The 21,335-nt window shown below is 68.7% G+C and carries 17 protein-coding genes; 13 read left to right on the forward strand and 4 right to left on the reverse strand.

Annotated elements, in window-relative coordinates; all coding sequences use genetic code 11:
- Positions 1-85: 85 nt before the first annotated feature.
- Complete coding sequence (locus tag AC3WXD_RS16930; RefSeq protein WP_020201784.1) at positions 86-508, reverse strand: VOC family protein; 423 nt, start codon at positions 506-508, stop codon at positions 86-88.
- 133 nt (positions 509-641) lie between these two features.
- Between AC3WXD_RS16930 and AC3WXD_RS16935 the strand changes: the two genes are divergently transcribed.
- Complete coding sequence (locus AC3WXD_RS16935; protein WP_020201785.1) at positions 642-1,562, forward strand: LysR family transcriptional regulator; 921 nt, start codon at positions 642-644, stop codon at positions 1,560-1,562.
- Here AC3WXD_RS16935 and AC3WXD_RS16940 read toward each other — a convergent pair.
- Complete coding sequence (locus AC3WXD_RS16940; RefSeq protein WP_492324235.1) at positions 1,540-3,948, reverse strand: TonB-dependent receptor; 2,409 nt, start codon at positions 3,946-3,948, stop codon at positions 1,540-1,542. The two genes, AC3WXD_RS16935 and AC3WXD_RS16940, sit on opposite strands and share 23 nt — an antisense overlap.
- Positions 3,949-4,030: 82 nt before the next feature.
- Complete coding sequence (locus tag AC3WXD_RS16945; protein WP_043365765.1) at positions 4,031-4,405, reverse strand: DUF2946 domain-containing protein; 375 nt, start codon at positions 4,403-4,405, stop codon at positions 4,031-4,033.
- A gap of 283 nt (positions 4,406-4,688) precedes the next feature.
- Here AC3WXD_RS16945 and AC3WXD_RS16950 point away from each other — a divergent pair, with 283 nt between their 5' ends.
- Entirely contained in the window at positions 4,689-4,853 is a 165-nt protein-coding gene (locus AC3WXD_RS16950) for a hypothetical protein (protein WP_492324338.1), read from the forward strand.
- Between the two features lie 124 nt (positions 4,854-4,977).
- Here the strand turns inward: AC3WXD_RS16950 and AC3WXD_RS16955 are convergent, their stop codons facing one another.
- Positions 4,978-7,218 (reverse strand): NADP-dependent isocitrate dehydrogenase, encoded by a 2,241-nt coding sequence (locus tag AC3WXD_RS16955; RefSeq protein WP_059412354.1) that lies wholly within the window; start codon positions 7,216-7,218, stop codon positions 4,978-4,980.
- 746 nt (positions 7,219-7,964) lie between these two features.
- Here AC3WXD_RS16955 and AC3WXD_RS16960 point away from each other — a divergent pair.
- The 11 genes from AC3WXD_RS16960 (at position 7,965) to tssL (ending at position 21,335) form a co-directional block, all read left to right on the forward strand.
- Positions 7,965-8,504: a fimbrial protein gene (locus AC3WXD_RS16960; protein ID WP_020201790.1), complete on the forward strand. Its 540-nt coding sequence runs from the start codon at positions 7,965-7,967 to the stop codon at positions 8,502-8,504.
- 87 nt (positions 8,505-8,591) lie between these two features.
- A complete protein-coding gene (locus AC3WXD_RS16965) occupies positions 8,592-9,359 on the forward strand; it encodes a fimbria/pilus periplasmic chaperone (protein WP_492324236.1) in 768 nt (255 codons plus the stop codon).
- Positions 9,360-9,623: 264 nt separating this feature from the next.
- Positions 9,624-12,182: a fimbria/pilus outer membrane usher protein gene (locus AC3WXD_RS16970; protein ID WP_492324334.1), complete on the forward strand. Its 2,559-nt coding sequence runs from the start codon at positions 9,624-9,626 to the stop codon at positions 12,180-12,182.
- A gap of 166 nt (positions 12,183-12,348) precedes the next feature.
- Positions 12,349-12,903 (forward strand): fimbrial protein, encoded by a 555-nt coding sequence (locus AC3WXD_RS16975; RefSeq protein WP_492324237.1) that lies wholly within the window; start codon positions 12,349-12,351, stop codon positions 12,901-12,903.
- 33 nt (positions 12,904-12,936) lie between these two features.
- Positions 12,937-14,964, forward strand: a complete 2,028-nt coding sequence (locus AC3WXD_RS16980) for a DotU family type IV/VI secretion system protein (RefSeq protein WP_492324238.1) — start codon at positions 12,937-12,939, stop codon at positions 14,962-14,964.
- A 245-nt stretch (positions 14,965-15,209) separates the two neighbouring features.
- On the forward strand, positions 15,210-15,752 hold the full coding sequence (tssB, locus tag AC3WXD_RS16985) for a type VI secretion system contractile sheath small subunit (protein ID WP_020201795.1): 543 nt from the start codon (positions 15,210-15,212) through the stop codon (positions 15,750-15,752).
- A gap of 49 nt (positions 15,753-15,801) precedes the next feature.
- Complete coding sequence (gene tssC / locus AC3WXD_RS16990; RefSeq protein WP_029043338.1) at positions 15,802-17,301, forward strand: type VI secretion system contractile sheath large subunit; 1,500 nt, start codon at positions 15,802-15,804, stop codon at positions 17,299-17,301.
- Positions 17,302-17,504: 203 nt separating this feature from the next.
- Complete coding sequence (locus tag AC3WXD_RS16995) at positions 17,505-17,987, forward strand: Hcp family type VI secretion system effector (protein ID WP_020201797.1); 483 nt, start codon at positions 17,505-17,507, stop codon at positions 17,985-17,987.
- A 110-nt stretch (positions 17,988-18,097) separates the two neighbouring features.
- The gene (gene tssJ / locus AC3WXD_RS17000) at positions 18,098-18,652 is read left to right on the forward strand and encodes a type VI secretion system lipoprotein TssJ (RefSeq protein WP_231401575.1); all 555 of its coding nucleotides are present in this window, start codon (positions 18,098-18,100) and stop codon (positions 18,650-18,652) included.
- 5 nt (positions 18,653-18,657) lie between these two features.
- On the forward strand, positions 18,658-20,007 hold the full coding sequence (tssK, locus tag AC3WXD_RS17005) for a type VI secretion system baseplate subunit TssK (protein WP_020201799.1): 1,350 nt from the start codon (positions 18,658-18,660) through the stop codon (positions 20,005-20,007).
- Positions 20,004-21,335, forward strand: a complete 1,332-nt coding sequence (gene tssL, locus AC3WXD_RS17010) for a type VI secretion system protein TssL, long form (protein ID WP_492324239.1) — start codon at positions 20,004-20,006, stop codon at positions 21,333-21,335. The genes tssK and tssL overlap by 4 nt, the downstream gene beginning before the upstream one ends.

Genomic DNA, 21,335 nt, shown 5'->3' on the forward strand with positions numbered 1-21,335 from the left:
GAATCCGTAGGTGAGGGGGCTTGGAAAAATGCGCCGGAACGATCCGGCGCCTGCTTGGCAAACGTGGCTTGCGGCCTGGCGGCACTTACTTGGCGAACACCTGGCTGAGGTCGCCGAAGGCCTTGAACTCGAGCGCGTTGCCCGACGGGTCGAGGAAGAACATGGTGGCCTGCTCGCCGACCTGTCCCTTGAAGCGCACGTGCGGCTCGATCACGAACTGCGTATCGGCCGCGCGCAGCCTGTCGGCCAGCGCTTCCCATTCGGGCATCGGCAGGATCGCGCCGAAGTGGCGCACCGGCACCTCGTCGCCGTCCACCGCGCTGGTGGCGCGATGGCCGCATTCCTGCGGCGCCAGGTGCGCCACCACCTGGTGGCCGTAGAAGTCGAAGTCGATCCAGGCGTCGGAGCTGCGGCCTTCGGGGCAGCCGAGCAGGCCGCCGTAGAAGCGGCGCGCTTGCGCCAGGTCGTTGACGGGAAAGGCGAGGTGAAACAACGGGATGGCGCTCATCGGGGGCTCTCGGGGGGACGGGTTGGCCGGTTCCGCGCCGCGGCCGGCGCGGCGCTGGTCCGTTGATTGTAATCAGCAGAACTCGTAATATGAAACGAATGTTTTCTGCTCTGAGTATCGAAAGTTTCTATATATGATCCGCTACTTCCAGACCTTCCTCGTGGCCGCCGAGACGGCCTCCTTCTCCGCGGCCGGCGCGCGGCTCGGGCTGACCCAGTCCGCCGTCAGCACGCAGATCCGCCGGCTCGAGGAAGACCTGGGCTGCACGCTGTTCGACCGCGCTGGCAAATCGGTCGCGCTGAGCGGGGACGGGCGCCGCCTGCTGCCGGAGGCGCGCCGCTTCATCGACCTGTACGAGTCGATGAAGGGCCACGCGCAATCGGCCCCCGACACCGCGCCGCTGGACCTGGGCGCGGTCTCCACCGTGCAGGCCGCGCTGCTGCCGCGCGCGATGAAGCGCTTCCGCGACGGCTTTCCGAAGACGCACGTCAACGTCGTCCCCGGCATGTCCACCCAGCTGCTCACGCAGGTGGACGCGCGCGAGCTCGACGTGGCCGTGCTGGTCAAGCCGCGGCTGGGCATCCCGCCGGAGCTGAAGTGGGTGCCGCTGATGCAGGAGCGCTTCGTCGGCATCGCGCCCAGGGGCGCGCCGCGCGACCTCAAGGCCGCGCTGGCGGCGCTGCCGTTCATCCGCTACAACCGCCATTCGATGGGCGGCCAGCTGGTGGACCGCTACCTGCGCCGGCACCGGCTGTGGGTGGACGGCGGCATGGAGCTGGACGAGCCGGCGGTGATCCTGCAGATGGTGAGCGAAGGCCTGGGCTGCGCCATCATCCCGGCCGAGCTGGTGCCGCTCGGGCGCACGCGCAACGTGGTGGAGATCCCGCTGCCGGGCGAGCCGATGTTCCGCGAGATCGGCGTGCTGGTGCGGCAGTCGGCGCTCAAGCGGGCGCCGGTGGCGGGGCTGATCGAGGCGCTGGTGGCGGTGGCGGCGCAGGCGCGCGAGCGCCCGCGGGCCGGCGGCGGCGCGCCTAGAGCGCGTAGCGCACGGTGAGATAGAACGTGCGCTGCGGGAACGGGTGGAACAGGAAATACTTCCGGTTGTTCAGGTTGTCCACGCCGAGCGCCGTGCTCCAGTGCTTGTCGAATTCGTAGCGCACGCGCGCGTCCATCACGAAGAAGCTCTGGAAGCCCTGGTAGGTCGCCGGATTGACGTCGGTGTTGTCGACCGTGGCGTACACGCGCGAGCTGTAGCGGCCCGCCAGCGTGTAGGTCCATTTGTTGTCGGGCCGGTACGTGGCCGCCAGCGTCGCGCGCCAGGCCGGCACGTAGGGCACGCGCTTGCCGGCGGCGGTGGCGCCCGCCACGGTGGGCACGTAGCTGTCGTCGGAGAGGATGCGCGAATCGACATAGGTGGCGTTGCCCGAGAGCGAGAGCCCGCGGATGAGCACGTTGTCCTGCTGGCCGGCCAGCTCCACGCCGGTCTGGCGCGTCTTGCCCACGTTCTGCGTGAACGATACCGGCGTGGCGAAGCCGGCGATGTTGGAGGTCTGCGAGATCAGCGCGTTGGAGACGTATTCGTTGAAGACCGACAGGCGGATCTTGCCGTCGCTGTCGTGGCGCTCGATCGCCAGTTCGCTCGACAGCACGCGCTCGGGCTGCAGGAACGGGTTGGCCTGCGTGAAGGTGGTGCCGGTCTGCACGCTCTGGTACAGCTCGCCGACCGTGGGAAAGCGCAGCGCCTTGCCGAACGAGCCGGTGACGGACCAGCGCTCGGTGGCGTCCCAGGTGAGCGAAGCCTTGGGCGAGAAGCCGGACTGGTCCACGCTGGGCTGGCTGATCGACACGCCCGCGCCGTTGCTGCCGAGCGAGAAGTTGTAGCCGTCGTAGGCGCGCCACCATTCGTAGCGCCCGCCCAGCGTGGCCTGCACGCCGGGCGCCACGCGCCAGACGTCCTGCAGCCACAGCGCGGTGGTCTGGGTCTTGCCGAGCGAGTTGCTGAACAGCGCGCCGCTGCTGCCGGCGGTCCAGTCCGCCGTGGTGTAGGTCGGGCTGACCAGCTTGAACTGGTCGTAGTGCGCGCCGAAGCTGACGATGTTGGCGCCGGCCATGCCCTGCGGGCGCCAGGTGCCCTTGAGGTCGAGCGTGGTCCAGCCGGTGCCGCTCATGTCGGTGGCGCGCCCGGGGCCGCCCGTGAGCGCGGCCGGGTAGGTGCCGGTGGACAGGCGGCTGAGGTCGCGCAGGTAGTAGAAATTGCTGACCGTCGCCTCGCCGTCGAACACGCCCTGCGTGTGGCTTTCCACCTTGAGGCTCTGCATCAGGTGCTGCTGCTCGACGTTGTTGCCGGTGAACTGACCGGCGATGGTGCTGGCGTTGTAGGCGAAGCCGCCGATGTTGACGCTGCCGCCGGCGCCGCCATAATAGGGCGTGCCGCCGGCGGTGCTCAGGTAGGTGCGGGCGCTGGCCTTCGCGTCGTTCTGCCAGTAGCCGAGCGAGTAGACCGCGCTGACCGCGGGCGTGAAGTCGTAGGCCAGCTTGATGGCGGCGTTGTCCTGCAGCGTGTGCTGGAAGTTGCCCGCGCCGATCACCTGGATCGCGCCGCCGGTGCGGTTGCGCTCGGCAAAGGCGCCGCTGACGACCGGCAGCGCGGCGCCCGCCGGCGTGGTGGACTGGGTGACGGTGCCGAAGCTCAGCGGCTGGCTGAAGCTGTTGAGATGGTTGGCGCTGAACCACCACGACAGCTTGCCCGCGCGGTCGCCCAGCGTGAGGCTGTACTGCTGGGACGGCTCGTTCTCGCTGGTGCCGTACTGGCCGAAGTGCTGTATCGCGCCGGTGACTTCGATGCTGCCTTCCAGCTTCTTCGGCATGCGCGTGGCGATCTCCGTCACCGCACCGTAGGAGTTGCCGGGATAGGCGGCGGAGAACGGGCCGTACATCACGTCGATGCGCTCGACCTGCTGGGGCGCGACCATGAACCACTGCGGCGAGCCGTTGCCGTTGTTGTTGTTCACGAGCGTGGACAGCAGCACGCCGTCGGCATAGATCAGGCTGCGCGCGCTGGCGTTGATGCCGGTGGTGCGGGTGGCCATCGGCGACTGCGTGTCGCCGATGAAGCGCTTGCGCACCAGCACGTCGGGCAGGTACTTGAGCATGTCTTCCGTGCCCATCGCGTTGATGGTCTCGGCTGCCTGCTGCGCCGTGATGCCGGCGGTGGTCTGCGGCAACTGGTTCTTCTCGGCGAACGAGCGCGTGCCGGTCACGCTCACGGCGGGCAGGCTGTGGTCGTCGGCGCCGGTTTCGCCGGCGGCTCTGGCCGGGTTGCCGCCGGCCTCCTGGGCGTGGGCGCCGGGCGCGGCCAGCGCGGCGCAAAGCAGGGTGCGGGCGGCAGCGGGAGCGGCCTCGCGCAGCGCGGTGCGGCCGCGGGAAAGCATCTTGTGCATCTGGGTCTACCTCGAATCGATGTCCGTCGCCCGCATGCCGGTGCATGCGGACGCCGCGGGCGCGCAGGGGCGCCGCGGATACTCAGGGGCGCAGACGAGGCAGAGCTGGCGGGGCGCGCGGGCGTCCCGAGGGGAACGCGCCGAGCGGCACGAACCGGGTGAAGAGCGCCGCCGCGGCGACGAAGGCGATCAGCAGGACGAGCGTGGGCGGCGGCGCGGGCATGGCGGGCGCCGCCGGATGATCGGCCAGCAGGTCGCAGTAGCCGCAGGCGGCGAGGTCGGCGGCCGCCGGCTGGCGGGCGGCATCGTCGGGATGGGCGGCGGAGCAGATGTAGCCGGCCGGGTCGGCGGCATGGGCGGACGCCACGAACTGGCTGACGACCGGCGCGAACACGATCAGCCACATGGCGAGCAAGCCGAGCCATGCGGTAGTCGAGATGCGTTTGCGGGGCGTCATGTGGGTGTGCGATCGGGGCGCGTGCAGTCTACCCGAAGCGGGGCGCGGCCGGGGCCGCGCGAGCCGTGGCATTTTGACACATTGGCGGTGGCGGATGCCATGCCCGGCGGAAATGGCATGCGCGTCACAACGGTGGCGGTGGCCGGCCCGGCAGACCGGTATTCACGCCGGCGCGGGCTGGAGTAGACTGAATGCACGGATGCCCGCCACGACCTGCTTCGGAGTTGAAATGGACACGCATTCCACCAAGGAACGAGCGCAAAAGCGTCCGTCGGACCGGACCTTGAATGTGCTCTCTGTGCTCGTCGGACTGGTCACGCTTGCGCTCGGCGTCGCCTGGCTCATCTACAAGCGCTACGTCGACCTGGACCTGCCGTATTTCGCGATTCCGCTGGTGCTCACCATCCCGGTGATCGTGGCGGCGGCATTCCGGAGTCTCTGGGACTAGCCGCGCCGGCGCCCGGGCAAGGCCCGCGCGCCAGGGAGCCATCCGGCTGCCGCAAACGAAAAAACGGCCGGGCCGGCCCCGATTCTCGGGGCGGCCCGGCCGTTTCTTTTCGGGCCGGTCCTGCTTAGCCTTGCGTGGCGGCCAGCGCGGCGTTGAGCGTCTTGCTCGGGCGCATCACGGCTTCCAGCCTGGCGGAGTCGGGCCAGTAGTAGCCGCCGATGTCGGCCGGCTTGCCCTGCACGTCCGACAGCTCGCCGACGATGGTCTTCTCGTTGTCGGTCAGCTTCTTGGCCAGCGGCGCGAAGTGGGCGGCCAGCTTGGCGTCGGCGGTCTGCGCGGCGAGTTCCTGGGCCCAGTACATGGCCAGGTAGAACTGGCTGCCGCGGTTGTCGAGCTGGCCGGTCTTGGGCGACGGGCTCTTGTTGTTGTCGAGCAGCTTGCCGGTGGCGGCGTCGAGCGTGGTGGCCAGGATCTTGGCGGCGGCGTTGCCGGTCTTGAGGCCGAGGTCTTCCAGCGACACGGCCAGCGCCAGGAATTCACCGAGCGAGTCCCAGCGCAGGTGGTTTTCTTCCACCAGTTGCTTGACGTGCTTGGGCGCCGAGCCGCCCGCGCCGGTTTCGTACATGCCGCCGCCGGCCATCAGCGGGACGATCGACAGCATCTTGGCGCTGGTGCCCAGTTCCATGATCGGGAACAGGTCGGTCAGGTAATCGCGCAGGATGTTGCCGGTGACGGAGATGGTGTCCAGGCCGCGGATCACGCGCTCCAGCGTGTAGCGCATGGCGCGCACCTGCGACATGATGTGGATGTCCAGGCCCTTGGTGTCGTAGTCCTTGAGGTAGGTCTCGACCTTCTTGATCAGCTCGGCTTCGTGCGGGCGATACGGGTCCAGCCAGAACACGGCCGGCATGCCGGAGTTGCGCGCGCGGGTGACGGCCAGCTTGACCCAGTCGCGGATCGGCGCGTCCTTGACCTGGCACAGGCGCCAGATGTCGCCCTGCTCGACCTGCTGCGTCAGCGCGGCCAGGACTTCGCCGGTGGCGTTGTCGACGACGCGGGCTTCACCGTCTTCGGGGATCTCGAAGGTCTTGTCGTGCGAGCCGTATTCCTCGGCCTTCTGCGCCATCAGGCCGACGTTCGGCACCGTGCCCATCGTGGTGGGGTCGAAGTTGCCGTTGGTCTTGCAGAAGTTGATGATTTCCTGATAGATGCGGGCGAAGGTCGATTCCGGGATCAGGCACTTGGTGTCCTTCGGACGGCCGTCGGCGCCCCACATCTTGCCGCCGATGCGGATCATGGCCGGCATCGACGCGTCGACGATCACGTCGTTCGGCGCGTGCAGGTTCGAGATGCCCTTGGCCGAGTCCACCATCGCCAGTTCCGGGCGGTGCTCGTGGCAGGCGTGCAGGTCGCGGATGACTTCCTCGCGCTTCGATTCCGGCAGTGCCTCGATCTTGGTGTACAGGTCGATCAGGCCGTTGTTGACGTTCACGCCCAGTTCGTCGAACAGCTTGGCGTGCTTGGCGAAGGCGTCCTTGTAGAACACCTTGACGGCGTGGCCGAACACGATCGGGTGCGACACCTTCATCATGGTCGCCTTGACGTGCAGCGACAGCATGACGCCGGTCTTGCGCGCGTCTTCCATCTGGTCTTCGTAGAAGGCCAGCAGCGCCTTCTTGCTCATGAACATGCTGTCGAGGATCTCGCCGTCGAGCAGCGCGATCTTGGGCTTGAGCACGATGGTCTTGCCGCTCTTGGTGACCAGTTCCATGCGCACTTCGCGCGCGCGGTCCAGCGTGGCCGACTTTTCGCCGTGATAGAAGTCGCCGTGCTTCATGTGCGCCACGTGGGTGCGCGAAGCCATGCTCCACTCGCCCATGCTGTGCGGGTTCTTGCGGGCGTAGTTCTTGACGGCGGCGGGCGCGCGGCGGTCCGAGTTGCCTTCGCGCAGGACCGGGTTCACGGCGCTGCCCAGGCACTTGGAATAGCGCTGGCGGATGGCCTTCTCTTCGTCGGTCTTCGGATCTTCCGGGTAGTCGGGCACCTTGTAGCCCTTCGACTGGAGTTCCTTGATGGCGCTGACCAGCTGGTGCACCGAGGCGCTGATGTTGGGCAGCTTGATGATGTTGGTGTCCGGCAGCAGCGTCAGGCGGCCCAGTTCCGCCAGGTTGTCCGGCACACGCTGCTCTTCGGTCAGGAATTCGGGAAATTCGCCCAGGACGCGCCCAGCCACCGAGATATCGCTGGTCGTGACGTCGATGCCGGCCGGCGCGGTGAACGTGCGGATGATAGGCAGAAAGGCACTGGTCGCCAGCAGCGGGGCTTCGTCGGTCAGCGTGTAGATGATGGTGGGCTGGGTACTCATTGCTTACCTCAAGGTCAAGAAATAGGTAGGGAAGGCGCCGCCGGCTGGATCGCAGTCCGCGGTAAATGTGAGATTTTGCCTGATTTTGCTTTCAGAGGCCTGACTTTGGCCCGCTTTCTTGCGCCCGGCGCCGTAAATGCACCTGAATGGTGCGTAAAAACGGGCCCTCCGTGCCGCGAGGCCATGCCGGCGGTGGCGTGAGCGCTGCCGGCGGGGGCGGCCATCGGCGCTCCCGCCGCCGCCGGCCATGCGGCGTTTGCGGCGCACGTGTCGCGGCGTCCGGGCAGGCCGCCGGCTCCGCGCGTCCCGGCCGTGCCGGCGCGGCGGTCGCCGGGTGGAACGGCCGGCGTGTTCTCCGCCTCGCCGCTTTCCTCGTGCTCGCTTCCCATACGCGTTCCGCGCGCTGTCGCTCTGCGCGCCCAAGCCCGCGCGCCCATTTCCATATCGCCGTTCCAGCGCCCCGATTCGAATATCCGTGGCCGCGCTTTGTGTCTGAAATGTTTCCGCCACAGCCATATCGGTATCCCCATATGGGCTGTGCGGCACATGCATTTCACTCTGTTACTTCAAGCGGGTGACTTTAATACTTGTCATATGGCGCACCCGTATCCCGCGCACTACTATCGCCCTCGGGTTTGATCGACGGGATAAGGCGAATCCATTTTCATTATTCCGCAGAAAATCCCGTCAATCTCGCCGACCAATTAAAAGTTGGTGCCTTTTATTCATATGAACAGGAGTAATTAGTGAAGAAGAACGCAATCGTTTTTTCCATCGCCACGCTGTTTGGCCTGGCCGCTGCGCAAACCGCGTTCGCGCAATCCGCGGGCAAGGTGAAGTTCAACGGTGAACTGGTGAGCAGCACCTGCTCGATCACCGCCGGCGACGAAGACAAGACCGTCACGATGCCCACGGTGTCGACCACCGCGCTGGCCACCCAGGGCGCCACCGCCGGCGCCACCTCGTTCACCATCGGCGTGACGCAGTGCTCCGCGGACCTGAACACCGTCAAGGCGCATTTCGAGATGGACAACATGGATCCGGCCACCCGCAACCTGAAGAACCTGGCCACCACCAACCCGGCAGGGAACGTCAACGTGCAGCTCGTCGACGGCGACGGCGGCGCGCCGATTCCGCTCGGCGCCGGCGGCAAGCCCGTCAACCTCACCGGTACCGGTGCCGCGCGCGGCGCGACGCTGACGTACGGCGGCCAGTACTACGCCACCGCCGCCACCACGGCCGGCAAGGTGGAATCGTTCGCCCGCTTCACGCTGGCCTACAACTAAATCGATCCGCCGGGATCGGCGAATTCCGGGCTGTCTCGCCAGAGGCGGTTCGGAATTTTCCGGAAAAAGAATGAAAAGGAGTATTGCGTGCGCTTATGGAAAATCGGCGCCTTCATGGCGGCCATGATGTTATTGCCGGCGCAGGCAGCCGTCGTCATTACCGGAACGCGGGTCGTTTATCCGGAGCAAAGCCGCGAGGTCAATGTGCGCATGACCAATATCGAGAATTCCCCGGTGCTGGTGCAGGCGTGGATCGACGACGGCGACGTCAATGCGCAGCCCGACGAAATCCAGGTTCCCTTTGTCCTGACGCCGCCCGTGTTCCGCATGGAGCCGAAGAAAGGGCAGACGCTCAGGGTGATGTACGCGGGCGAGAACGCGCCGCCGGAGCGCGAATCGCTCTACTGGCTGAACGTCCTCGAAATCCCGCCCACGGCGCAGGACGCGGCCAGCCGCAACCTGCTGCAGTTCGCCTTCCGCACCCGCATCAAGCTGTTCTACCGGCCCGCGGCGCTGCAGGAAGACCCCGCCGCCGTGCGGGCCCGGTTGAAGTGGCGGCTGGTGCCGGGCGCGAAAGACGCAAAAGACGCAAAAGACGAGAAGGGCGGCGGCCCGGTGCTGCGCGTCGACAACCCGACCCCGTACCACATCTCGTTCAGCCGCGTGACGCTGAAGTCGGGCGACAGGGAAACATCGTTCAACCAGGACATGGTGGCGCCGTTCGGCCATCTCGATTTCGAGCGCAAGCAGGGCGAGCCGGGCCTGGTGAAGGCGCCGGGGCTCGTTTCCTACGGGCTGCTCAATGACTACGGCGCGGAAGTGAAGGACACGGCAAACGTGGAAACAGTGGAGTAAGTGGACCAGGCGGTAAAACGATTGGGGGTGAGCTGAGTGGCTGGCGTAGTAAGCAGGGCAATGCAGGGTGGACCGCAGGGCGGCGATCATGGCGTTTTCCGCTGCCGTCAAACGGTTTCGGCAGCGATTCTGGCCTTTGGCGCGGGAGCGTGGGCCGTGGATGCATCCGCAGAGGAGGCCGGCAAGCTCGCCGTGACGCGCCGGCCAAGCGTGGAACTGGCGGCGCTGTCCCCCAGCGCCGCCCCGCAGATCCTGGCCGACGGCATGCCGCCGCGCGCGCCCGCCAGCCGCCAGGAACCCGCCGAGCCGCTGGTGGTGGCCTTCAATTCCGCCCTGTTCGCCGGCAAGGGCGTCGACCTGACGCGCTATGCGCGCGGCAATCCGGTCGAGCCCGGCACCTATCCGGTCGACGTCTCCGTCAACGGCGCCGGGCGCGGGCGCCTGGAGGTCGAGTTCCGCGCCGTGCCCGGCAGCGAGACCGCGTCGCCGTGCTTCACGCTCGCGACGCTGGAGCGGCTCGGCGTGGACAGCCAGGCGGTGGTGCGCCAGCTCAAGGGGCTGGACGACGAGGACGCCGACGCCACCGTCGACGCCGCGCGCGCCACGCTGGACCCCGAAACCTGCCTGCCGCTGCGCGAGGCACTGCCGGGCGCCAGCGCCTCGTTCGACAGCGCCGACCTGAAGCTCGACCTCACCATCCCGCAGCTCGCCATGAGCAAGACGCCGCGGGGGTACATCGACCCCGCGCGCTGGGACAACGGCATTGACGCCGGCCTGCTGCAATACAGCCTGAACACCTACACCAGCGAGCAGAAGACCGGCACGCAGGATTTCAGCAGCGCCTATCTCGGTTTGCAGAGCGGGCTGAACATCGGTGCCTGGCGCTTCCGCCAGCGCTCCACGGTGAGCTGGATGAGCCGCGGCGCCGGCGTGGGCTGGCGCAGCCTCGAGGCCTACGCGCAGCGCGACATCACCGCGCTGCGCAGCCAGTTGACCGCCGGCGACAGCTACACCAGCGGCGAGGTCTTCGATTCGTTCGGCGTGCGCGGCGTGCAGCTCGCCAGCGACGACCGCATGCTGCCCGACTCGCTGCGCTCGTACGCGCCGGTCATCCGCGGCGTGGCGGACACCAACGCGCGCGTGATCGTGCGGCAGAACGGCAACATCATCTACGAAGCGAGCGTGCCGCCGGGCCCGTTCGAGTTCACCGACCTGCCCGCCACCGGCTACGGCGGCGACCTCGAGGTCACGGTGACGGAGTCCGACGGGCGCGCGCGGCAGTTCTCCGTGCCGTTTGCCTCGGTGGCGCAGATGCTGCGTCCAGGCAGCTACCGCTTCAGCGTGGCGGCGGGCCGCTACCGCGATGCCGCGCACGGCGCCACGCCGTGGGTCGCGCAGGGCACCTACCAGCACGGCCTCACCAATCTCGTGACGGCCTACGGCGGCGTGCTGGCATCGGCCGGCTACGTCTCGAGCGTGCTCGGCTTCGGCCTGAACACGCCGCTCGGCGCGATCGCGTTCGACGCCACCGCCGCGCGCACCGAGCTGCCGGGGCGCGGCAACCGCAGCGGCATCAGCACGCGCGCCAGCTACAGCAAGATGATGCCGGGCTCGCGCACCAATTTCTCGCTGGCGGCCTACCGCTATTCGACGCCGGGCTTCTACAGCCTGGGCGACGCGGTCCGCGCGCGCGAGGACCACGCCGGCGCCGGCGGCACCGACGACTATCGCGACTATCGCGACTATCGCGCGCGCAGCCGCCTGCAGGTGAACGTCAACCAGCAGGTCGGCACGCGCAGCGCGTTCTATGTATCGGGCAGCACGCAGAACTACTGGGGCACGGCGCGCGGGCGCGACCTGCAGTTCCAGTTCGGCTTCAGCAGCGTGTTCCGGCACGTCGGTTATTCGCTCTACGCGCAGCGCGCCACCGACGGCAACGGCCGCACGGTGACGCAGGTCGGGCTGAACCTGTCGATTCCGCTCGGCCGCGCCACCGCGGCGAACCGCAACACGTTCAGCTTCCTGTCGGCATCGGCATCGCGCGATTCGAGCGGCAACAGCGCGCTGCAGACCAGCCTGTCGGGCAGCCGTACCGACATCGGCCTCGACTACGGCGTCAACATGGCGCGCATCGTGAGCGGCGACAGCACCAACGCCTCGCTCGGCGGCTACGGCACGTACCGCTCGCCGGTCGGCACGGTCACGGCGAATGCGTCGCTGAACAACCGCACGCGCCAGGCGTCGCTCGGCGCCACGGGCGCGGTGGTCGTCCACCGCGGCGGCGTGACGCTGAGCCCGCCGCTCGGCGCGGCCGCCGCGCTGATCGAAGCCAAGGGGGCGAAGGGCGGCAAGGTGATCAACGGCCAGGGGGCCTCGATCGACCGCTTCGGCTATGCCGTGGTTCCGTCGCTGATGCCATACCGCGCCAACACGGTGGCGCTCGATCCGGCCGCCATGCCCGACGACGTCGAGCTGAACAACACCAGCGAGGAAGTGGTCCCGCGCCTGAATGCCGTGGTGTTCGTGAAGATGGCCACGCGCCTGGGGCGGCCGCTTATCGCCACGGTGCGCAAGGCCGACGGCAGCCCGCTGCCGATGGGCGCCGAGCTGTTCGACACGTCCGGCAAGTCGCTGGGCGGCGTCGGGCAGGGCGGCATGACGTTCCTGCGCGGGCTCGAGGGCAGCGGCGCGCTCACGGCGAAGTGGGGCGAGCGCGCGGAGGAAAGCTGCACCGTGCCTTACGCGATTGCGCCGGCCGGCCTGCAGGCCAGGAAAGGCGCCACCACGCTGCGTGTGCAATGGCGCTGCCGGCCGTCCGCGTGAGGGCAGCGGCATGCGCGTCCGGGCGAAGACATCCGCGCCGCGTCCGCCTGGGGGCGCGCGCCGGCGCGGCGCTGCCGCCTTGCGCGGCGGAGTCCCATCCCGGTCCTGCGCCGGTCCAGCAATCCAATTCGTCGGGCGAACCGAAATGACGACACAGAGGCATACGTTGAAACAACTTGCGCGCGGCGCCCGGCGGGCCGCGCTGGCCGCGCTGGCGCTGGCATGGACCGCGCCGGCCGCGTTCGCGGCGGGCTCGCCGACCGTCACGCTGAACTTCACCGGCACCTATCACGCGGTGTCGTGCACGGTCGCGGCGGGTGCGACGGACCAGACCGTCACGCTGCCGACCATCTCGACGCGCGTGCTGACCGCCGCCGGCGAGACCGCCGGGGCCACGGGCTTCCACATCCCGGTGCAATGCGACAGCGGCGTGGACTCGGTCATCGCCTATTTCCAGAGCGGGCCGACCACCGATCCCGGCACCGGCAATCTCCAGGTGCAGGACCAGGCCGGCGTGCAAAGTGCGACCCGCGTGCAGGTCCAGCTCACCAACGGCGACGGCTCGCCGATCAAGGTGGGCGACCGCTCGACGGTCAGGCCCGTGCCGGTCGAAGGCCGGACCAACCTGCAGATCCCGTTCTTCGCGCGCTATTTCGCCACCGGCCAGACCGGCGCGGGCGTGGTCCAGACCTACGTCACCTACATCCTCCAGATGCCGTGACGGCGGCATCGCTCCATCCAGACATTTCCTCGCATGAACCTCGGAACACCCGGTGCATCGCTGCGCCCGCTGATGCACGACACCGCGCTGCATCTCGCCCTGCTTTCCCACGGCGCGCAACTGCCGCCCATTCACGTCTGGCGCGCGCGCTGCGCCGGCCTTGCCGAAACGCTGGCGCAGGCGCTGCGGGACCGCGGCTACGCCGACGCCGCGGTGAGCGAGATCGGGCTGGCGCACTGCGTGCTGCTCGACGAGGTGACGCTGCGCAGCCTGCCGCCGGGCCAGCGCGACGACTGGATGCGCGAGACGCTGCAGGCGCGCTTCCACGCGGCGCAGGACGGCACCAGCCGCGTGCGCGTGCGCATCGAGGCGCTGCTGAACTCGGCGGCGCCGTCGCCGGCGCTGCTGGACTGGTATGACCTCGTGCTCGAACTCGGTTTCCTGGCAGGGCGCGACCTGCGGCAGGCGTACCGCCGCCGCCTGGCGGCGGCCGCGGGGCGGCACCCGGAAGAGACGGCCGGCGCGCGGGCGGAACCGGACGGCGGCGCAGGCGCGCCGGAGCAGGCCGCGGCCGACGGCCGCGAGCTGCCGGTCGTCCTGGTGCTCGGCCCCTACGCGGGCGCGCTGTTCGCGCGCGAGGCATCCCGCGCCACGCTGCGGCGCGACGACCGCGCGGTGTGGCTGCGCGTCGATACGCCCGCGCAACTGGCCGAGACGATGGCCAAGGTCAAGGCATCGCGCGGCCGTTTCCCCGACGCGGCGCTGATTCCCGTGCTGCCCGAAGGCGACGACGAGGCGACGCTGCGGCGCGAGTTCGCGCAGTGGCAGCACGTGCTGGCGACCGCGCTGTGCCATCCCGGATGCGTGCTGCCCTGCTATCTCGCGGTGTATGCCTGCCTGGGCCCGCTCGGCGCGCAGGCGCCGGCGCCGCGGGAGCCGCGATGGTTCGGCGATGCCGTCGATTTCGGCGCGCCGGTCCTGGCCGGCACGGGCCACGTCCGCGAGCGCCTGCGGGCGCTGCGCGCGCAACTGGAGCAGGCGCCGCCGCACGGCAGCGCCGCGCGCGGCGCGCTGGGGCTGGCGGTGTTCGAGTGGCTCGACGCCGCGGCGCTGCTGTCCTCGCTGTCGTCGCTGGCGAACACCGCGCCGCTGGCGCTGCAGGGCCTGCTGCTGGCCGACCTGGCGCAGACGCCGGTGCGGCCCGGCGCGTGGTCGCGCTGGCTGGTCGGCCGCACTGGCATGCAGCCGCGCCTGACGACGCCGGCGACCGGGCCGCTGCCGGTGCCCGTGCCGGTCGGGCAGCCGCTGCCGGCGGCGGCGCCGGTGGCAGCGCCCGCGCCCGCGATGGTTCCCGAGGCGGCATTCGAGGCGGAATTCGAGGCGCCGCCGGCGCAGGCGTTCCACGCCGTGCTGACGCCGCTGGCCGCCACCACGGCGCCGGCCGCGAGGCCCGCTGCGCCGCCGCCGCGCAGCCGCGCGCGCCCGTGGCCGCACCGGCGGCCGCTGCTCCTGGCAACCGCGACGCTGGCCTTCGGGCTGGGCATCGCGGCATGGGCGAATCATCAGGCCCTCCTGCGCGCGTTTCCCGGCCTGTATGCGTACTGGCACGTGGACGGGGAGCGCGGCGACGGCGCCCCGGCGGCGCTGGCGCCGCTGGACCGCGCGCTGGACGAACTGGCGTCGCGCCTTCCGTCCCAGCCCGCGGTGCGCATCGACAGCCTGTCGCTGTTCGACAGCGGCAAGGCGACGTTCGCGCCGGGCGCCGCGCGGCGCGACCTGCAGGACGTGCTGGACCGCATCCGCGCGACGCCCGGCCAGCGCATCCTGATCGCCGGGCACGCCGACGGCGAAGGCTCGGCCCAGGCGAACTTCGTGCTGTCGGAAGCGCGCGCGCGGGCGATCCGCGACTGGTTCGTCGCGCAGGGCCCCCTGCCCGTCACGCGCTTCGCCATCCAGGGCTACGGCGACACGCGCCCGGTGGCCGACAACCGCAGCGCGGCAGGCCGCGCGCAGAACCGCCGCGTGGACATCTTCTTCGTTCCCGAGAGCGCGGCGCGGTAAGCCGTTGCGCCCGGCACTTCACGCGCCGCGCCGCCCCGGCGCGCGCGTGGTCCGGCGCCAGGAGCAGCGTCGTCATCTTCATTTTCACGGCGTCAATAAATTCAGAGTCGAAAGCCATTTTTCGAACAATTCCCATATAAGCGGTACAACCAAACACGTAGCATTGCGACTGGTTTTATTGGGAATTCTAAAAACGAAGAATTTTTCAATAGATTTTTACCAAAAGACATAAGGCTGGAGAGTTCATGTCTGTCATTTCAAACAGTTCACAGAAATTCATCGCGCGCAACCGCGCGCCGCGCGTCCAGATCGAGTACGACGTCGAGATCTACGGCTCGGAGAAGAAGGTCGAGCTTCCGTTCGTGATGGGCGTCCTGGCGGACCTCTCGGGGAAGCCGCTGGAGGCGCTGCCCGCCGTCAGCGACCGCAAGTTCTTCAACATCGACATCGACAACTTCGACGAGCGCATGAAGGCCATGCAGCCGCGCGTGGCGTTCTCGGTGCCGAACACGCTGACCGGCGACGGCCAGATGATGGTCGACATGACCTTCGAGAGCATGGAGGACTTCTCTCCCGCGGCCATCGCCAGGAAGGTCGACGCGCTGGCGCAACTGCTGGATGCGCGCACGCAGCTGGCCAACCTGCAGACCTACATGGACGGCAAGTCCGGCGCCGAGAACCTGGTCAGCAAGGTCCTCAAGGACCCGGCGCTGCTCAGCGCGCTGGCCAAGGCGCCCAAGCCCGAAACGGAAAAGAAAGGCGCCGCCGCACCGGCGGAAAAACGCTGATTTTCGTTGAAGGAAAAGATTGAATCTGGACTAGTCCACAGGAGTAGAAATGGCTGTACGTGAATCACAATCCCGGTCCGCCGAGGCGACGCTCGCCACGCAACCGGATTTCAATGCCTTGCTGTCGCGCGAATTCAAGCCGAAGACCGAGCAGGCGCGCGAAGCGGTGGAAGGCGCGGTCAAGACGCTGGCCGAGCAGGCCCTGGCCAACTCGATCACGATGTCCGACGACGCCTACAAGAGCATCGAGGCGATCATCGGCGAGATCGACCGCAAGCTGTCGGAGCAGATCAACCTGATCCTGCACCACGAAGACTTCCAGAAGCTGGAGAGCGCGTGGCGCGGCCTGCACCACCTCGTCACCAACACCGAGACCGACGAGAAGCTGAAGATCCGCTTCATGGACGTGTCCAAGGACGACCTGCGCCGCACCATGAAGCGCTACAAGGGCGTGGCCTGGGACCAGAGCCCGTTCTTCAAGCAGATCTACGAAGAGGAATACGGCCAGCTCGGCGGCGAGCCCTATGGCTGCCTGGTGGCCGACTACTACTTCGATCACACCCCGCCCGACGTGGACCTGCTCGGCTCGATCGCCAAGGTGGCCGCCGCCGCGCACGCGCCGTTCATCACCGGCGCCTCGCCGTCGGTGCTGCAGATGGATTCGTGGCAGGAACTGGCGAACCCGCGCGACCTGACCAAGATCTTCACGCAGAACCTCGAGTACGCGCCGTGGAACTCGCTGCGCAATTCGGAGGACGCGCGCTACATCGGCCTGGCCATGCCGCGCTTCCTGTCGCGCCTGCCCTACGGCATCAAGACCAACCCGGTCGACGAGTTCGGCTTCGAGGAATCGACCGACGGCGCCGACCACCGCAAGTACGCGTGGTCCAATGCCGCTTACGCGATGGCGGTCAACATCAACCGCTCGTTCAAGCACTACGGCTGGTGCACGCTGATCCGCGGCGTGGAGAGCGGCGGCGTGGTGGAGAACCTGCCGTGCCACACGTTCCCGACCGACGACGGCGGCGTGGACATGAAGTGCCCGACCGAGATCGCCATCTCGGACCGCCGCGAGGCGGAGCTGGCCAAGAACGGCTTCATCCCGCTGATCCACCGCAAGAATACCGACTATGCGGCGTTCATCGGCGCGCAATCGCTGCAGAAGCCCGCCGAGTACTACGACGCGGACGCCACGGCCAACGCCAACCTGTCGGCGCGCCTGCCGTACCTGTTCGCCTGCTCGCGCTTCGCGCACTACCTGAAGTGCATCGTGCGCGACAAGATCGGCTCGTTCAAGGAACGCAGCGACATGCAGACGTGGCTCAACGAATGGGTCATGAACTACGTCGACGCCGATCCCGGCAATTCCTCGCAGGACACCAAGGCGCGCCGCCCGCTCGCGGCCGCGGAAGTGGTCGTGGAGGACGTGGAAGGCAACCCGGGCTACTACCAGGCCAAGTTCTTCCTGCGCCCGCACTTCCAGCTCGAAGGCCTGACGGTATCGCTGCGCCTCGTCGCCAAGCTGCCTTCGGTCAAGGAAGCCGCCTGACGCCCGGCCGTGCCGCCGCGGCACGGCCACCCCACACACACGATGCGAGGCCGCGGCCGGGCGCGGCCTGCCGCGCGGTCCCGGCCGGCATCAAGGCATGCGGGGCGGCCTGACGGCCGCCCGGCCGAGCGACGGGCAGGCGCTCGTGAAACATCCCTGCCTGCCTCAACGCATTGTTAACCGAGAACGTAAGGAGTATTGCCATGTCGCACGACATCTTCCTCAAGATCAACGGCATTGATGGTGAAGCGGAAGACGCCACGCACAAGGGCGAAATCGAAGTCTTGAGCTGGGCATGGAACGTGTCCCAGCAATCGAACATGCATCTGGGTTCGGGTGGCGGCGCCGGCAAGGCGACCGTGGACGATCTGCAGTTCGAGCATTACATCGACCGTGCCAGCCCCAACCTGATCCAGTACTGCCTGCTGGGCAAGCATATCGACGAAGCCAAGCTGGTGGTCCGCAAGGCCGGCGGCAACCCGCTCGAGTACATCAAGCTGACCATGAGCGACGTGCTGGTGACCCAGGTGAGCCCGTCCGGCGTCGCCACCGGCGAATCGCGTCCGCGTGAAAGCGTGCGCCTGTCGTTCTCGCGCCTGAAGCAGGAATACGTGGTGCAGAACGCCCAGGGCGGCAGCGGCGGCGCGATCACCGCAACGTTCGACGTCAAGAAGAACGCAGCCTAACCCCCGACGCCGGTTTTCCGGAAGAGGGCTCCGCCGCGCCGCGGCGGAGCCCGAGGCTGCTGACCGGAGCGCCCGCGCGGCGGGCGGTGCGGCCAGCGGTCCTCCCCGACATGATCATCCAGATGCCTTCTCGACTTTCCTCCCGGCGCATGACGCGGCGCGCGGCCACCCGGTGGCTCGCGTCGGGGACGCTATGCCTGCTTCTGCCCGCCTGCGGCAGCCTGCCCCAGCCGCGCAAGGAGCGGGCGGACCTGCACGTGCGGATCAAGTCGGGCGAAGGCACGAATCCGGACGACAAGGGGCGCCCGGCGCCCGTCATGGTGCGGATCTACGAACTGAAATCGGCGACGGCGTTCGAGAACGCCGACTTCTTCACGCTGCACAACGACAGCAGGAAGGTGCTCGGCGAAGACGCGCTGGCGATGGACGAATTCATCCTCCGCCCCGGCGACACGCGCGACATCCGCCGGCGCGCCAATCCCGCCACCGTGGCGATCGGCGTGCTGGCCGCCTACCGCGAACTGGGCAAATCCGTATGGCGCGCGGTCTACCAGGCGCCGCCGGTGCCCGAGGAAGGCTGGTACCGGGCGGTCATGCCGCGCACCAAGGTCAGGCTGAACGTCGATATCGGCCAGCAGGCCATTCTGGTTACTGAATTGGATTAGTTGCAATGAGTTGGCATAACAAAGTCGTCTGGAGCGAAGGGCTGTTTCTCCTTCCCCAGCTGTTTCAGCAGCAGGAACGCTATTTCGAGCACTTCGCGCACAAGCGCGCGGCCGTGCTCGGCCCGTTCTTCTGGGGCTTCGGCCAGTACGAGATCGACCAGGAATCGCTGTCGTTCGGCAAGCTCGTGTTCAAGAACGGCACGGGCGTGTTCCCGGACGGCACGCCGTTCGACGTGCCCGGCCACACGCCGCCGCCGCCGCCGCTGACCATCGGGCCCGAGCACCAGGAGCAGATGATCTACCTGGCGGTGCCGCTGCGCCTGCCCAACACCGAGGAAACCGCGTTCGACGAGCAGCCCGGCTCGCTGGCGCGCTATGCCGCCTTCGAGAACGAGCTGCGCGACAGCAACGCGATCGGCCAGGGCCCGAAGCCGGTCCAGCTGGCCAACCTGCGCCTGCGCCTGCTGCCGGAGAAGGAGCTGACCCAGTCGTGGATCGGCATCGCGCTCACGCGCGTCAAGGCGCTGCGCGCGGACGGCTCGGTGACGCTGCACGACACCGACCATATCCCGCCGGTCTGCCACTACGGCGCGAATCCGCTGCTGCGCGAATGGGCCACGCAACTGCATGGCCTGGCCAAGCTGCGCGCCGACGCGCTCGCGGCCCGCCTGTCGGGCGGCGACGGCCGCGCCGGCGCGGCCGCGGAAGTGGCCGACTACCTGCTGCTGCAGGTGCTCAACCGCTACGAGCCGCTGCTCGAGCACGTCTGCCGCATCCGCGAGACGCCGCCGGTGACGCTGTACCGCGAGCTGGCCATGCTGGCCGGCGAGCTGTCGACCTTCGTGCGCCCGCAGACGCGCCGCCCGCTGCCCACGCCGGGCTACGACCACGCGCAGTTGTACCGCAGTATCCGGCCGCTGGTCGACGAGGTCCACTACCTGCTCAACCAGGTCCTGATCCGCGGCGCGCAGCCGATCCCGCTGACCGAGCAGCCGCACGGCATCCGCGTGGCCACCATGCTGCCGGCCGACCTCGCGGGCTACTCCAGCCTGGTGCTCGCGGTCGGCGCGCAGATGTCGCCCGACGTGCTGCAGCAGCAGTTCGCCGCGCAGACCAAGATCAGCCAGCCGCAGCGCCTGCCCGAGCTCATCCGTTCGCACCTGCCGGGTCTTACGCTGCTGCCGCTGCCGGTGCCGCCGCGCCAGATTCCGTTCAACTCGAGCTTCATCTACTACGAGCTGTCGCGCAGCGGGCCGTTCTGGGAGCAGATCGCGCAGCAGGGCGGTCTCGCCATGCACATCGCTGGCCGCTTCCCCGAGCTCAAGCTCGAACTGTGGGGAGTGCGTCATAAATGAGCTCGGCCACGTTCGATGACGGCGCGTTCGATTTCCTGTCCGATGCCGCCGCCAGCGCCGGCGTGGACGCCGGCCTGCTGCCCGGGATGGCGCGGCCCGCTTCCGGCGCCCTCGGCGCCCTCGGCGCGCCGGAAGCGCCCGAAGGCGACGGCGCGTTCGACCTGCCCGTCGACATCCCGGCGCGGCTGGACGCGGTGCGCGCGGCCGCGAACCCGCTGCTCGAGGCCGCTCATCCGCTGTTGCGGGCGCTGGCCGACATGCCGGCCACGCTCGATTCGTCGGACGCCGTGGCCAGCCTGCGCACGCTGCTGGTGCGCGAGGTCAGCGTGTTCCAGAAGCTGTGCGAGAAGGCCGACCTGCCGTGGAAGCACATGGCGGTGGTGCGCTACTGCCTGTGCACGGCGCTCGACGAAGCCGCCAACCGCACGCGCTGGGGCGGCGGCGGCGTGTGGGCCGCGCAGAGCCTGCTGATCACGTTCGAGGGCGAAGTCGACGGCGGCGAGAAGTTCTTCCTGCTGATCGGCCGCATGGCGACCGACCCGCAGGAATACGTCGACATCCTGGAGATCCTCTACCGCGTGCTCGGCCTGGGCTTCGAGGGGCGCTACAGCGTGGTCGCCGACGGCCGCCGCCATCTCGAGCAGATACGCCAGCGCCTGTGGACGCTGATCGCCGGCGCGCGCGATGCCCTCCAGCATGAGCTGTCGCCGCACTGGCGCGGCGCGCAGGCCGGCAAGCTGCCGTTCCTGCGCAGCGTGCCGGTGTGGGCCACGGCCGCGTGCGCGGTGCTGTTCCTGTTCGGCCTGTTCGCGTTCTACCAATACCATCTGCTGTCGCAGCGCAACGCGCTGGCCGCGCGCATTCTCGCCATCGGCAAGGAGGCGCCCGCCGTGCCCGCGCAGCGCCTGCGCCTGTCGATCCTGCTCAAGCAGGAAATCGCGCGCGGGCTGCTGACCGTGGCCGAGGACGAGCGCCGCAGCGTGGTGGTGTTCCGCGGCGACGCCATGTTCGTGTCCGGCCAGGCCCGGGTGCGCCAGGAGATCGACCCGATCCTGGTCAAGGTGGCGCAGGAGGTGGCCCGCGTGGGCGGCCGCGTGACCGTGACCGGCCATACCGACAACCAGCGCATCCGCAGCGCGGAATTTCCCAACAACCAGGTGCTTTCCGAGAAGCGCGCGGCCTACGTCGCGCAGATCCTGCAAGCCCACGGCACCCCCGCCAGCCGCATCCAGGCGGTCGGCCGGGGCGACTCGCAACCGGTCGCCGACAACGCCACGGCCGAGAGCCGCGCGCGCAATCGCCGCGTGGAAATCACGGTGACGCTGTAG

The sequence above is a fragment of the Cupriavidus sp. FW216-B1 genome (genome assembly GCF_058789195.1).